Raw genomic sequence first — 14839 nt, forward strand, 5'->3', positions numbered from 1 at the left:
TATGAATGACATTCTATTTGGCAATAACAACAAGGCTGTCATCAAAAAGCTGGCAAATCGCAGTTTTCGCAGTAACAAAATGCGGAATGTGATTGCGGTCATTGCGATTGCCCTGACAACCTTTCTCTTTACGGCAGTCCTGACCATTGGCATGGGAGCCAGTGGGACGCTGGAATACAGCATGGCAAAACTGATGGGGTCATCTGCTGATGCTCTGGTACAGGGACTTTCCGAGGAGCAGTTTCAGCAGTTAAAACAAAATGCCATGTTTGAAAAGGTGGGCTGCTGGATACCTATTGATATTATGACCAACACCAACCGGCGTGTTGCAGAGGTCGATTACGCCGATCAGGCCCAGTTGGAGATTCGGATGCTGACGCCGCGTACAGGCTCTGCCCCTCAAAAAGCAAATGAGGTTTTGGTTTCTGCCAATATACTGAAGGATCTGAACATCGAAGAAAAAATCGGGGCGGAAATTCCCATTGAATTAAAGGCTCGCCAAAGCGGTCAGATTTATCATTTTGATATGGTCGTATCCGGTATTTATGACACGCCAAACGAAAAATCCGAATCGGTCATTGTTTCCAAAGCCTTTCTGGAAGAAAACGCAGAAATGATGAGCGATATTGCTCAGGGACGTGTTGGCTGTGGTATTTATACATCCGATGTAGTAATGCGGGATAACTACATGGTGAAGGACCGCATTTCAGAGCTTGTCCGCAATATCGGCGGTAATCCAGACGATGTCAATGCAGCCAACGCGGTTCGCGTTGCCCCTAACCCCATCGTCTCTAATGACAGCGGTCTTATGATGTGGCTGGTAGCCGGTGTTTTCGGTATCCTGTTCATGTTCTGTGGGTATCTGCTGATTTACAATGTATTTGAGATTGCAGTTACCAATGATATTCGGCAGTATGGCTTACTGCGGACCGTGGGAACTACTTCCCAGCAGATCAAGCGTTTGGTCAACCGGCAGGCGCTGTATCTATTCTTAATGGGTACGCCACTCGGTCTGCTTTTTGGCACATTGCTTGGACGCAGTATTCTGCCTGCTGCACTGCGAATATTTGCTGTTGATTACAGCGGCGGAAATATTGAGGTCGGCACACTCCCATATTTGGGGATTATCGCAGGTGCGATTCTGTTCTCAGGGCTTACGGTTTATATCAGCACCAGAAAGTCGGTAAAGAAAGCTTCCCGTGTGTCACCTATCGAGGCTATCCGCTATGTAGAGAAGGATACCGTTTCCATAAAACGAAAAAAGACAGATGCCGGAGCAGTTATTCCCCGTATGGCGAAGGCCAATCTTCAGCGCAATAAGCGCCGGACGGTCTTTATTGTGATTTCTCTGACTTTGAGCATTGTCCTTCTGAATTCGGTGTTCATAGTGAGTGGCAGTTTTGACGAAGATGCCTATATCGAAAACCAGACCCGAAGTGATTTTATAGTATATAGTCCAGGCATTCAAGCGGCGTTTGGAAATGACTTTGGGCATAACAGCACTGTTCCAGAAAAGGCGACAGAAGAAATCAAAGAACAGCCTGGAGTCACAAACAAAGTCTACCTGTACCGGAACACTTTTGAAGATGACCATATCTCCTGTGACTGGGGAACTCCCTATGTGGTTGATAACACATATAAGGAGCAGCGAATGATGCCGGAACATCTCAATTTAGGTGTTTACCAAACAGGAACAGAAAGGGACTATGCCGCTCTAACTGCGGATAACCACCCTCTCGGGAATGTATTTGGCTTTTCGGAAAACTTCTTCAATCGGCTGGACATTATTGAAGGTGAAACTGATTTATCTGTCTTAAAAGACAAACTTTGGAATGGCAACAATGTAATTTTAATGGGCGAATATAACGATCATGGTAACTTTGGTGGGGCGGATGCCGCCGCTTATCGTGGATTATCAGTTGGAGATACCATTCAATTTTATGAAAATGGAACTCCAACCGAGGAGTTTACCATTATCGCTAAAGCCGTAGCTACTCATAGCGATGTGACTGTGACTGGCGGCGGTGCAAATATCTCACAAATAATAGACGGTCCAAAAATCTTTATGGCTGAAAATAAATTCAAGGAGATTTATGAAACCCCAACCTTGTACGGCTTCCTCTTTGATGTAGAGGAACAGTACCAGCAGGAGATGGAAAACCATCTGATGCAGGATACAGATGTTTCCTATACCTCCATTCTGACGATGAAAGGGACTGTTTCCAGTGTAAAAAATGTTGTCTTGCTGATTGGCGGAGTGATCGGCGCTGTGTTTGCCCTGGTGGGCCTGATCAACTTCATCAATCTGGTTATGACCAACATCATTACCCGCCGCCATGAGTTTGCCACCATGCAGAGCATCGGCATGACGAACCGGCAGCTCCGAAAGATGATGATTTCTGAAAGCTTCTCTTATGTGCTACTGGCTGGGATTGTCGGTACACTGGCTGCGGGGGCACTTGGCATGACATTGGTAAGGGCTTTTGTAGAAAACGGTCCAACCAGTATCATGATGACATTCCAGATGACCTTGCTACCTGCACTGATTATGCTGGTTCTCTTTCTGGCACTGGCGTTTATCGTTCCCGTTGTCGCACTCCGACTCCTTAACAATCGGAGTGTCGTAGAGCGGCTTCGGGTAAATGAATAACAGGCGCAGCCATATCAAGTGAATACTTCCTGCGCCGTCGTATGCGGCTGTGGGACACGAAAAACCGGGGGATTTTTCTCCCGGTTTTTCAAATGTCACGAACTTGTGACATTTGGGGCCGAATTTAGTGGAAATTTTTTGTGGCTCGTGACATTTCTGTGAGGTTTGTTCGTTACAATGGGTGTGTGAACCTCTCTGTTGAGCAGGGGGAATTTGTAGCGATTGTTGGAACCTCCGGCAGCGGCAAATCCACGCTGCTAAACATGATCGGCGGACTGGATGTGCCTACCTCCGGCAAGGTTATTGTGGATGGGCGCGACCTCTCTACATTGAAAGATGAGCAGCTTACCATTTTCCGCAGGAGAAAAATCGGCTTCATCTTCCAGAACTACAATCTGGTGCCAGTGCTGAATGTCTTTGAAAACATTGTTCTGCCTGTGGAACTGGACGGAAACAAGGTAGACAAGAAGTTTATGAAAGAAGTGGTGCGGATGCTGGGGCTGGAGGATAAGCTGAACAATATGCCCAGCAATCTCTCCGGCGGTCAGCAGCAGCGTGTAGCCATCGCCCGCGCTCTGGTATCGAAGCCTGCTATCGTTCTGGCGGATGAGCCAACGGGCAATCTGGACAGTATGACCAGCAGCGATGTGTTAAGCCTGCTGAAAGTTACCAGCGTGAAATTCCACCAGACCCTCGTAATGATTACCCATAATAATGAGATTGCCCAGCTTGCCGACCGCATTATTCGGATTGAAGATGGCAAGATTGTACAGTAAGGGGGTGGGACTATGAATGATATTTTATTTGGCAACAATAATTCCAAAGTGATAACCAAGTTATCCAAACGCTATTTCAAGAAGAATAAGGTTCGCAATCTGGCTGCGCTGCTGGCAATCATCCTGACCGCTTTCCTGTTTACCTCTATCACTTCCCTGGCGTTCAATATGGCGTCCTCCATCCAACTCTCTCTGCAAATGCAGAAAGGCAGCAAGGCGGATGGCACTTTGGGGTATATGACGGAGGAACAGTACGAGCAGCTTGTAAACAGCGATTTTGTGGAGCAGGCAGGCCACCGGCGTATCATTGGCTATGCAAGCAATACTTCCAGCCATTCCATTGAGATCAATTACGCGGACAGTGTGCAGCAGGAGCTGACCTTCTGTGTGCCTACCCACGGAACTGCACCGGAGAAAGCGAATGAGATCGCCACCACGGATTTGGCGCTGAAGGCGCTGGGTGTAGAATCTGAGATCGGCGCAGAGGTTCCGTTGGAATTTGAACTGCGGGGGAAAACTTATCATTATGATATGGTGCTTTCCGGCTGGTGGGAAGCAAGCAATGACTCTGTGAGCGTTGCGACTGTTTCAGAGCAGTTTATAAAGGAAAACCCCGATGTGGTCCAGAACACTTATGCGGTAGACCATGAAATATCCGGCGTTACTTTTTCCGATGTTGTGCTGAAGAATAAAGCAAATATTCAGCAGCAGTTGAATGAGTTCGTTTACTCCATTGGCGGCAATCCAGAGAATATGGGCGCAGACAATTTCATTCTCGCCTCTGAAAATCAAATGTCCCAGGGATTGACTTCATCAGAGTCCATCGTGCTTGCTGTTGTATTTATCCTGATGTTTGTCGTGTGCGGATACCTGCTGATTTACAATATCTTTGATATTTCTGTGATGCAGGATGTTCGTCAATACGGCTTGCTGCGGACGATTGGAACTTCCACACGGCAGATCAAGGGCATTGTGAACCGTCAGGCGGTCTGGCTCACGCTGATTGCGCTGCCTATTGGTCTGATCGCCGGTTTCTTTGCCGGTTGGGTGCTGCTTCCTATCGTGACAGAGATTATTAACCTTGAATACTCTATGGTGGGTACATCCGTATCGACCTCGCCTCTGATCTTTGTTATCGCCGCTCTCTTTACAATCTTGACCGTGTTTATCAGCACCCGGAAGCCTGCAAAAAAGGCGGCAAAGATTTCTCCCTTGGAGGCGATCCGCTACACTGAGCAGAACGCCTATAAAAAGAGAAGTGCCAAGCGAACCAATGGGGTAAAGCTGTCCCGTATGGCCTTTTCCAACTTAGGGCGCAACCGCAGGCGTTCAGCGTTTATTATTATTTCCCTGCTTCTGTGCATCGTCCTGTTTAACTCTATCATCATTGTGACGCAAAGCCTTGATGAAGAAAAGTGGGTAAACCGTGTCACCAGAACAGATTTTAATGTCTATAACTCCGCCGCATTTAATGTAATGAAAAGCGTTCAGCACCATGAAGATACGCTCTCACAGCAGGCGGTGGATCTGATTGCCGGACAGCCCGGAGTTGAGGATGAACGCTATCTTTACCGAAATACAAAAGACGATAGAAATGTGCTGGTTGACTATGGGTTTGAAGATTTAAGCGGCATAGAGCTATTCCATGAGGAAGAAGGCGTCGTAAATCAAAGCTATCAGGGATATAGCCTGTACACAAGTTCTGATACCGAAAGGCGCTATTTTGGTAATGTGATGGGAGCCTCCGAAAATTTCTGGGCGGATATGCGTATTTTTGAAGGCGAAAAGGATGCCGAAACCTTAACGCAGAAAATGGCTACCGGAGAATATGTCATTATTGGCTGCCCCATCGACAAACTGACAGAGGAACCAAGGAACACTCCGCTGACCGATCAGTTACAGGTTGGAGAGAGCATTTCCTTCTACAAGGATGGGGAACTGGTCAAAACCAGCACCATCCTTGCAAAAGCAATTCTTGTGGGAACGGAAACCGAAACGCCGACAGGCACCACCGCTCAGGCACACATCGCCGCTGATGCTCCTTTTGTGTATCTGCCGGATACTGTATTTAAGGAAATCTATGACGCTCCCACGCTGCTGACTTATGGATTCAATGTAGAGGAAGCCTTGCAGCCGCAGATGGAAGAATTTTTGAGCAGCTATGTGAGTGAAAATTCTTCGGTTGCCAGTAGTTTTAAGAGTTTTTGGCAGAGGATCTGTTTACAGTTGCCGCATTGATAAACCTTTGATAACTGCCTATAATAGAGTTGTTATTTTGAACTGCTATAACAGAGAAATGCAAAAAATTAAAATTTTTTGTCCGCTGTAACATTTCGCGGACATTTGCCTGTTATACTATCTGCAAAAAGCAAAGGAAGTGAGAATATGAAGCAGATTTTAATTGTCGAGGACGACAGTTTTTTGAATAAGATGTTGGCCTATAACCTGACCGCAGACGGCTACGGCGTGACTTCTGCCCTAAATGCCAGAACCGCAGCCAACGCCATCCGCCAGCGGGAATTTGATTTAGTGCTGCTGGACATCAACCTGCCGGACGGAAACGGCTTTGAGCTATGTAAGCTGATAAAGCCTCAGCACCCGGACACCATTGTGATTTTCCTGACCGCCAACGATCAGGAGAGCGACCAGATACGGGGCTATGAGGTGGGCGCGGTGGACTACATCACAAAGCCCTTTGTGATCGGGGCCTTGCAGCGGAAAATCAAAGCCATGTTCGCCATGCTGGAACACCACAAGCCTGCTAAGGACATTTACGACGACGGGCGGCTGTTTCTGGACTTCTCGGAGCAGACGGCCTCCCTAAATGGTAAGCCCCTGACCCTATCCCCGATGGAGTATAAAATGCTGAACCTGTTCCGCAAAAATCCCCGGCAAGTGCTGACCCGTGGGCAGCTTTTGGAAAAGCTGTGGGATATAGACGAGAAGTATGTGGACGAACACACCCTGACAACCTCCATCAGCCGGATTCGGAGTAAGATCGAATCCGACGGCGGCGCGCCCTACATCAAAACTGTTTACGGCATGGGCTATCAATGGACGGGAGGCGAGGCAAAATGAAGTTTCAAAACCTCTCGGTAAAGCGGCTGTTTGGCCGGGTAGCAATGGGGCTTGTCCTCTTCATGTCCGGGATCACCATAGTCCTGTTTTTTGTGACAAAACAGATTGCGGTGCTGCTGACGGGCGGGGCGCTGCTGCTGTGCGCTCTTGTGGGGATTTTTGTACTGACGCAGGCGTTTGGAAAGCGGCTGTCGCAGTTTACCGCTGACCTGTGCCAGACCTTAGACCACATGATCGCCGGGAATGAAGCGCCTCAGCGCCCGGAGGACAGCGAAACCCAGCTTGCCAGAATTGGACACCGGCTGGCAAGGCTTTATCAGATCATGCAGGAGAACCGCCGCCGGGTGGACGAGGAACGACAGGAGTTACAGACCCTTGTATCAGATATTTCCCATCAGGTAAAAACGCCGGTAAGCAATCTGAAAATGGCGACGGACACCCTGCTGGAAAAGCCTATGACCGAGGCGGAGCGCACCGACTTTATCCGGGGAATCCGCAGCCAGACGGATAAGCTGGACTTTCTCTTTCAGGCTCTTGTGAAAACCTCCCGGCTGGAAACGGGCGTAATCCAGTTGGATAAGAAACCGGGCCGCCTTTTTGATACCGTGGCACAGGCCATGAGTGGAATCGTGTATGCAGCGGAGAAAAAGGAAATCGCCGTGTCCGTGGACTGCCCGGAGGATTTGACTGTTTCCCATGACAGCAAGTGGACATCCGAAGCCCTCTTTAACCTGCTGGACAATGCGGTGAAGTACACCCCGGCGGGCGGGAAAATCGCTGTGTCGGTGGTGCTGTGGGAAATGTATGTGGAGATCAAAGTGACCGACACTGGCAAGGGCATTTCCGAAAGCAATCAGGCCGCCATCTTCCGGCGCTTCTATCGTGAGGAAGAAGTACACGAACAGCAAGGTGTGGGTATTGGACTGTATCTGGCCCGCGAGATCGTAACGCGGCAGGGCGGCTATATCAAAGTGGTTTCGGAGCCGGGCAAGGGTTCGGAATTTTCCATTATGCTGCCTACAAAATAGAACGCGGCGGACGGCCATTTCCGGCTGCCCGCCGTAAATTTTTTTGAAATGTCCGAGCATTGTAACATTTTACCCCGATTTTCAATGAAATTTTTTGGCCGCTGTAACATTTCGCGGACATTTGGGTTTTACAATACCCTTATCAAATATGGAGGTGATACAACTATGACATGGCCTTTTGAGAACGATACAAGTGCCATTACAAAAAAGTTGGCAAAACGAAACTTAAAAGCAGATAAAAGTAGAAACATCCTCATTATCATTACGATTGCCTTAGCTACCTGCTTGATAATGACAACGACCTTGTATTTTTTTGCTTCGCAGCGAAAATCATTAAATGATGCGGCTGGGCGTTATCAAGCAATTATCAATGAAGTCGATAATGATACCATTACGAAATTAGTAAATGACGATAGGGTTCAAGTAGGTGTAAGTCATTTATTGGGTTTAGTATCTTATGGGGACTACAAATTAACCGTTCGTTCAATGGATGAAACACTAATGAAATTAGCAAAATATCCTGATTTAGAGGGAGAATTGCCCAAATCTACAAATGAAATTGCTATCACAAAGGCGTTTCTTGATAGAGCTGGATTGTCCAAATCCATAGGCGATACTATATCGTTAAATCTGGGAGATGGAGAAAAAGATTATACCTTATGTGGTATTTTGCCTGTCGAAAATTCAAATTATTCCGTATTCGTGTCGCAGTCTTATATTGAAAACAAGATCAGCGAACCGGCATCCTCCGCTTATATCCGTTTGAATGAATCTGATGGTTGGTCTAAGGCTGCTATACAAGCTGAATTATCAACATTGTGCAGAGAATTGGAAATACAGCCGGAGCAAATGCAGTTTTCAACATATTATTTTTCTCTCATTGAACAGAGAAGCAGTCAATATATCACTGTAATAGCATTTATCAGTCTTATTATCGCTTTGGCTTGTACTCTTGTTATTTACAGCCTGTTTTATGTGTCCATAGCCAGAAAAACAAAAGAATATGGAAAACTGCGGACAATAGGGGCAACTGGAAAACAAATGAAAAGAATCGTTTTTAGAGAGGGATTTCATCTTTCCAGAATTGGTATTCCGATTGGAATATTAGCCGGTGCAATAGCGGGATATGTCCTTGTCCCGCAAGGCTGGAACACTTTAATGGTATTTGTAATTGCCGCTGTCACAGCTCTGTTTGTGTATCTATGTGTTATGATTGCTGTAATTAAGCCAGCCAAAATTGCTGCTCATGTTACGCCTATTGAAGCAGTCCGTTATATGGCGGGCAATAATGATGTAATGTCCAACAGTACAAAAGTGTTACATCGTTCTCTATCCGCGAAAAATTTAGCATTCCTTAATTTTGCGAGGAACAGAAAGAAAACCGCTTTAACGATCCTGTCGTTAGGGGTATGTGGAATTTTGCTGATGGCAAGCTCTGCATATTTTAATTCCATTGATCCTTTAGCGATGGCGCGTAGGAGTTTTCCTTACGGAGAAATTCGCCTTGAATTAGGCGATTACGGGCCGCAGGCACATAACAGCGAACAATATTCAGAACTCCAAAAATCGAATCTGCTTACAGAAGATTTTAGAGAATCCATTTTGGACATAGATGGTGTGGAAGAAATAAAAGAATACCAAGGCACCGTTTTGAATGTTCGTATGCCAACGGGGGATATTGAACCGATTGTTTCAGACGCATATACGCCAAGCTCTCAAAAATTGCTTGAAGAATACTTGATTGATGGTACAGCAGATTTACAGGAACTAATCAATAATAATGGCATTATTATTGAAAATGGCCCACAGTGGAAAGAAACTTTTGGGTGGGATGCAGCGATTGGGGACGAACTTCTGATTGAAGTTGGCGGACAAACATTGGAAGTAAAAGTAATGGGAATTGTGGACACTAATATTCCGTATGGCGGATATGATACGCTATTTATTCCTTTAGAAATGCTGTCAAAGATCGTTCCTATTGAAAACCTCAATTATCAATTTATTGTAGATACAGATGACAGTAAATGGGCAGCCGCAAAGGATGAAATCCAAAAGATAATTCCACCGACTTCCAGCCTCTATGTTAGTACCTTGAATGATTGGGTAGAGGCATACAACGAAAAACTATTGAACTATCGTATGCCAGTCTACATTTTTGTGATGTTTATCGGGGTTTTTGGCATTATCAATCTGCTAAATACACTGATAACAAACATCTTGACACGGAAGCGAGAATTGGGTGTTTTGCAAGCGGTTGGTTTGAGCAGTAAACAGCTTTCAAAAATGTTATTGATAGAGGGCTTGTTCTATACATTAGGGGTGCTGCTTCTTTCCATATCATGCGGAACTCTTATCGGGTATCTTCTCTGCACTGTCTTTAGTGCAATGAGTATTTTTGGAAAAGTAAGCTATCATTTTCCGACAGTTGAAATGTTCAGTTATTTTATACTGATGCTTGCCATCCAAATGCTTTTCTCGTATTTGGCAATTCGGCAGATAAAAAAACAATCTCTGGTAGATCAAATACGGGAATCGTCATAAAAATTTTTGAAATGTCCGAGCGTTGTAACATTTCACCCCGATTTTCAATGAAATTTTTTGGCCGCTGTAACATTTCGCGGACATTTGGGTTTTACAATGACCTTATCAACAAAAGTGAGGAGGCGACGCAATGGAACTGACCCCGACATTGATTTTGAATCTGGCGCTGCTGATCGTCCTACCCGTTGCCCTTGTGCTGGTGTTCCGGCAATGGCTGGCTCGGCACATCCGCTGGGCGGTTGCCTTGACTGCTCTCTATGATGTTCTCCTATTTTGGGATGAACTGTTCTACTATGAGAGCTTCGGCCTGTTCGCTGTGCTGATTCTGGTGCAGTTGGCGGCCACCGGCGCAGCAGCGTTCCACATTTACAACAAACAAAGAAAGGATTGAATTTTATGAGCATTTTACAGACTATCGACCTGAAAAAGTATTACGGCACAGAGCCGAACATCACCCGCGCCCTTGATGGCGTGAACTTCTCCGTGGAGGACGGCGAATTTGTGGCCGTTGTGGGAACCTCCGGCAGCGGCAAGTCTACCCTGCTTCACATGATGGGCGGGCTGGACACCCCTACTTCCGGCAATGTGATTGTCCGGGACAAAGAGCTGTCAAAAATGAACGACGAACAGCTTACCATCTTTCGCCGCCGCAACATCGGCTTTATCTTCCAGAACTATAACCTTGTTCCCATCCTGAATGTGTATGAGAACATCGTCCTGCCGGTGGAGCTGGACGGGGACACGGTGGATCAGAAGTTTTTGGACGAGATCGTTCGCCTGCTGGGGCTGGAAGATAAACTGAAAAATATGCCGAACAATCTTTCCGGCGGCCAGCAGCAGCGTGTGGCGATTGCCCGCGCCCTGATTACCAAACCGGCTATTGTGCTGGCCGACGAGCCGACCGGCAACCTTGACAGCAAGACCAGCGCCGAGGTGCTGGGGCTTATCAAGCGCACCAGTGCGGAGTTCCGGCAAACTGTCGTGATGATTACCCACAACAACGACATTGCCCGCCTTGCAGATCGGATTGTCCGCATTGAGGACGGAAAGATTGTGGAGTAAGGAGGTGGCAAGCTATGACATGGCCTTTTGAAAATGATACCAGCGCCATTACAAAGAAGCTGGCAAAGAAAAGTTTACAAAGTGAAAAGCGCCGGAATCTGATGGTGGTGATCGCCGTTGCGCTGGCGGCGTTTCTAATCTGCTTTACGGGAATTGTATCTACTTCCCTGACACAAATGCAGCGCAATCAGGTTGTCGATACTTATGAGGCGGTCTGGCTGGGCGTAGAGGAAAACGACATTGAAACCCTGAAAGGGGTGCCGGAGTTTGAGCGCGTAGGCGGCTACTATATGCTCGGTGAGGAACTTTCGGAACAGGGCTATCATGCGTCTTATGTGTATTGCGACGCGCAAATGATGGAGATTACCAAGGCGCAAATGAATCTGTTAGAGGGCCGGGTTCCTGAAAAAGCAAATGAAGTTGTCGTAAGCGAATACTTTCTTTCCACCTATGGAAACAATGCCAAGATCGGGGACACTGTGACCTTAGATACCGAGAGCTTTCATGGTGATTATGTTGTTACCGGCATTATGGACAGCGTAAATGAAAAAGAAGCGAATACCTGCGCGATCATCCTTTCCAAAGCTGCCCTGACAGAATGGAATGGGTTTGACCCGGCTGGCTATCGCGCCTATGTCCATTTCAAAAACAGCGACCAGTTGGGTGAAGAACTGATAACCTCTTATTGCAGGGAGATTGCAGAGGAATATGAACTTCCTACCCCCAGCATGAACAACAGGTATTTCACTTATGCCTCCAAACAACCCTTTGACGACTTTACCTTGATGGCAGGTGTGATTGCCCTTGTTCTGATCGGCGGCTATATCGTAATTCAAAGTATTTTCCGTATCTCCATCAATGACAAAATCAGGAGCTACGGGCAGCTTCGGACGATTGGCGCGACCCCAAAGCAAATCAAGCGGATTGTAAAGAACGAGGGACGCAAACTCGGCAGTATCGGGATTCTGATTGGCACAGTGCTGGGCATATGCGGCGGTTTTCTTCTGTTTTCCAAGGGCTTTAACGCTGTTTCCTATGTGGCAACGGTTATTTTGACGCTTATAAGCAGTTGGCTCATGGTATCTATTTCCATCCGTAAGCCGGTGAAGATTGCGGCAGGGATTTCCCCCATTGAAGCCGTCCGTTTTACCCCGGCGCAAAAGGCCATCCGCAGCCGGAAAAAGAACATCAAACTCAATCCTGTTTCAATGGGAATTGCGAATTTTAAGCGTGACCGAAAAAAGACAATTAGTATAGTTGCATCTTTGAGTATCGGCGGAATTTTGCTGATGGTGGTATCCTCCATTGTTTTAGTACGCTCACCAGAACAAATTGCAAGACTATATTTTCCAGACAGTGATTACAAAATCTATCTCCAAGATCTATCGGAAGAAATGTTGGTAAAAGGTAATCCGCTGAATGAGGAACTAAAACAGGAAGTTTTATCTATTGATGGTGTCACGGATATAATCGTAGCTAGACAGTCTCTCTATACCAGCATTAAAACAGATGCTAACCAAAATTCGGGAATATGTGATACGCTGACCGACCAGAATTATGCTATGGTTGAGGCTGCATTGACAGCGGGAACGATGCCGACAGATTCTCATAGTATTGTAATTCACGACAAGATTGCAGCTCATTTTGAAGATATGGGCGTCGGTTCCACCGTTGAATTTTCTTCTGTGGATGGTAAGCAATCCATTCCTGTTACAATATCGGGAATGTTTTCCGCTTCAAAAATGCCTGTGATTTTCGGACATGGACGCTCTCATACAGATGGTTCGGTTTTCTTTGCTCCAAAAGATTTATTCTGCGAACTGCACCCAGAAATTACTACTTTTGATTACTCATGGAGCATTGTAAGCGATCCGAAAAAAGACGAAACTGTAAAAGCTGAACTGAAAAATATTGTAGCCGAACATAGTAACCTTGCTTTAGACGAAATAGATACAGCGATTGCGGCTGAAAAATCACAAAATTCTGTGGCGTTTGGTAGTATGCAGGTTCTTTCATGGCTGGTATTCCTCTTTGGTGTTATCAACCTGATTAACACGACCCTCTCTAATCAGATGTCCAGAAAACAGGAAAACAGTGTTTTGCGTTCCATTGGCCTGACCCAAAAACAGCTATGCAAAATGAATATCTGCGAGGGCCTATGCTATGCGTTCTTTGCAACATTGGCAATCCTGATTGTCGGACTTCCTATTTCTGTCGTCGTAAGCAGAGAAATGGGCAGCGCTACCCTACACGGAAAAGTAGTGCCATATCAATTCCCGGTTTTGGAAATGGGGCTGTTCATTCTGGTATTGTTCGGAATGGAACTGATCTTGTCTGTTTGGACAATCCGCAGACAGAAAAAACAATCCCTGATTGAACAAATGCGGGCGATGGAATAACCGTATGGGATCGGCGGGGCGGCGTGTGCTGCCCCGCTTTTTTCGCCATTTCTCAAAAAATTTTGAAATGTCCGAGCGTTGTAACAATTCAGCCTGTTTTTTTGTCGAAATCGAAGGCACCTCGGACATTTGTGTAACATTTGTAGTTTATGCTTGTGGTAAATCAATATTGGGGGTGAGGACACATGAAAAAGATACTGCTGATTGACGACAGCGACACCTATACATGGTGTCTGCAAAAATACTTACAGCACCGGGGCTACCCTGTGAAAACGGCTTCCACTCTGAAAGAAGCGCGGGCCGCCATCCAAGAGGAAATGCCGCTGGTGGTCTGCTGTGATCTCGACCTGCCGGACGGTTCCGGCATGGACTTTCTGGACGAGGTGCGGGCCGCAGATAAGGAGCTGCCTTTTATTCTGGCGTCCTGCCATGACAAGGACGACTACGAACAAGAGGCTATGCGCCGGGGCGCGACGCTGTGCATGGACAAAATGAAAGGGCTGCTGCTGCAAGATAAGCTGGTGGAATACGCCTACCGGCAGTTATCCGGCGAAAAGGCCCCGACTTTTCACAAGCTGCTCTTTGTCTATGCAGAAGATACCAGCGCCGAAGTGCTGCGGGCTGCTATGCTGCAAAAGGGCTTTGACCTGATTTTGATTCCCTCGATTGGGGAGGCCAAGCGCCGGATTTTTGAGGATAAGGAAATAGAACTGATCTTGTGTGATCTGGAACTGCCGGACGGCACAGCAATGGAGCTGTTTCATACGCTGCGGCGGGTGGCGGGGATGTTCCAAATGAAGAATCCCCCTGTCCGGCTTCTGCCGTTCTTTATCCTCACCGAGAACAACGACCTTGCCACGGAATATGAATACCAGCATGAGGGCGTGAACGACTATATCACCGCCCCGGTAAATATCCCGGAGCTGATCCGGCGGGTTTTGTTCTTTGTGGAATGAAAATTTTACGGAGGTGATGATATAATGGGACATTAGCTGTTTTTGATATAGAAGAATCCGGAAAGCAGATCGGAGAAAAGTTATTTCTGCTTCTTAACGAGGAACAAAAAAATGCTCTAATGCAATATATTTTGGAACAAGGAGTCTGTCATGGAACGGTATTCAATTCCTGTCACACTTCCTCCGCAGCAAAGAAGAATCCTCTAACAGAAATACAGGAAGGCGAGCTTTATCTATGCCTGGAGCACCGCACTGTCAGGGTTCGTGAACAGATTATCAACCTGACAAGTAAAGAGTTTGATATACTGGCATTGCTCATTGCCAATCCCAAACGTGTTTTTACTTACGA

The 14839-nt window shown here is 46.6% G+C and carries 10 protein-coding genes and 1 pseudogene; all 11 read left to right on the forward strand.

Annotated features, from left to right (window positions below; all coding sequences use genetic code 11):
* Position 1 precedes the first annotated feature (1 nt).
* On the forward strand, positions 2 to 2650 hold the full coding sequence (locus ABHC48_RS00320; RefSeq protein ID WP_118306378.1) for an ABC transporter permease: 2649 nt from the start codon (positions 2 to 4) through the stop codon (positions 2648 to 2650).
* A gap of 140 nt (positions 2651 to 2790) precedes the next feature.
* Positions 2791 to 3426, forward strand: coding sequence for an ABC transporter ATP-binding protein (locus ABHC48_RS00325; RefSeq protein WP_199596372.1), 636 nt, complete (start codon positions 2791 to 2793; stop codon positions 3424 to 3426).
* Between the two features lie 12 nt (positions 3427 to 3438).
* On the forward strand, positions 3439 to 5664 hold the full coding sequence (locus tag ABHC48_RS00330; RefSeq protein WP_199596371.1) for an ABC transporter permease: 2226 nt from the start codon (positions 3439 to 3441) through the stop codon (positions 5662 to 5664).
* Positions 5665 to 5811: 147 nt separating this feature from the next.
* Positions 5812 to 6504, forward strand: a complete 693-nt coding sequence (locus ABHC48_RS00335; protein WP_117440197.1) for a response regulator transcription factor — start codon at positions 5812 to 5814, stop codon at positions 6502 to 6504.
* Positions 6501 to 7532, forward strand: coding sequence for a HAMP domain-containing sensor histidine kinase (locus ABHC48_RS00340; RefSeq protein WP_117440198.1), 1032 nt, complete (start codon positions 6501 to 6503; stop codon positions 7530 to 7532). Before ABHC48_RS00335 ends, ABHC48_RS00340 begins: the two co-directional genes overlap by 4 nt.
* 165 nt (positions 7533 to 7697) lie before the next feature.
* Positions 7698 to 10073, forward strand: a complete 2376-nt coding sequence (locus ABHC48_RS00345; protein WP_158570310.1) for an ABC transporter permease — start codon at positions 7698 to 7700, stop codon at positions 10071 to 10073.
* A 130-nt stretch (positions 10074 to 10203) separates the two neighbouring features.
* Positions 10204 to 10464 (forward strand): hypothetical protein, encoded by a 261-nt coding sequence (locus ABHC48_RS00350; RefSeq protein ID WP_117440200.1) that lies wholly within the window; start codon positions 10204 to 10206, stop codon positions 10462 to 10464.
* Positions 10465 to 10469: 5 nt separating this feature from the next.
* Positions 10470 to 11135 carry an ABC transporter ATP-binding protein gene (locus ABHC48_RS00355; RefSeq protein ID WP_117440201.1) on the forward strand — a complete coding sequence of 222 codons (666 nt, stop codon included), beginning with the start codon at positions 10470 to 10472 and terminating at the stop codon, positions 11133 to 11135.
* 14 nt (positions 11136 to 11149) lie between these two features.
* Positions 11150 to 13534 carry an FtsX-like permease family protein gene (locus ABHC48_RS00360; RefSeq protein ID WP_117440202.1) on the forward strand — a complete coding sequence of 795 codons (2385 nt, stop codon included), beginning with the start codon at positions 11150 to 11152 and terminating at the stop codon, positions 13532 to 13534.
* 185 nt (positions 13535 to 13719) lie between these two features.
* Positions 13720 to 14490 carry a response regulator gene (locus tag ABHC48_RS00365; RefSeq protein WP_118306377.1) on the forward strand — a complete coding sequence of 257 codons (771 nt, stop codon included), beginning with the start codon at positions 13720 to 13722 and terminating at the stop codon, positions 14488 to 14490.
* A gap of 119 nt (positions 14491 to 14609) precedes the next feature.
* Positions 14610 to 14839, forward strand: a pseudogene (locus ABHC48_RS00370) (response regulator transcription factor); the annotation flags it as partial.

It is taken from the genome of Ruminococcus sp. 1001136sp1 (genome assembly GCF_039841815.1).
Lineage (GTDB): Bacteria > Bacillota > Clostridia > Lachnospirales > Lachnospiraceae > Blautia_A > Blautia_A faecis.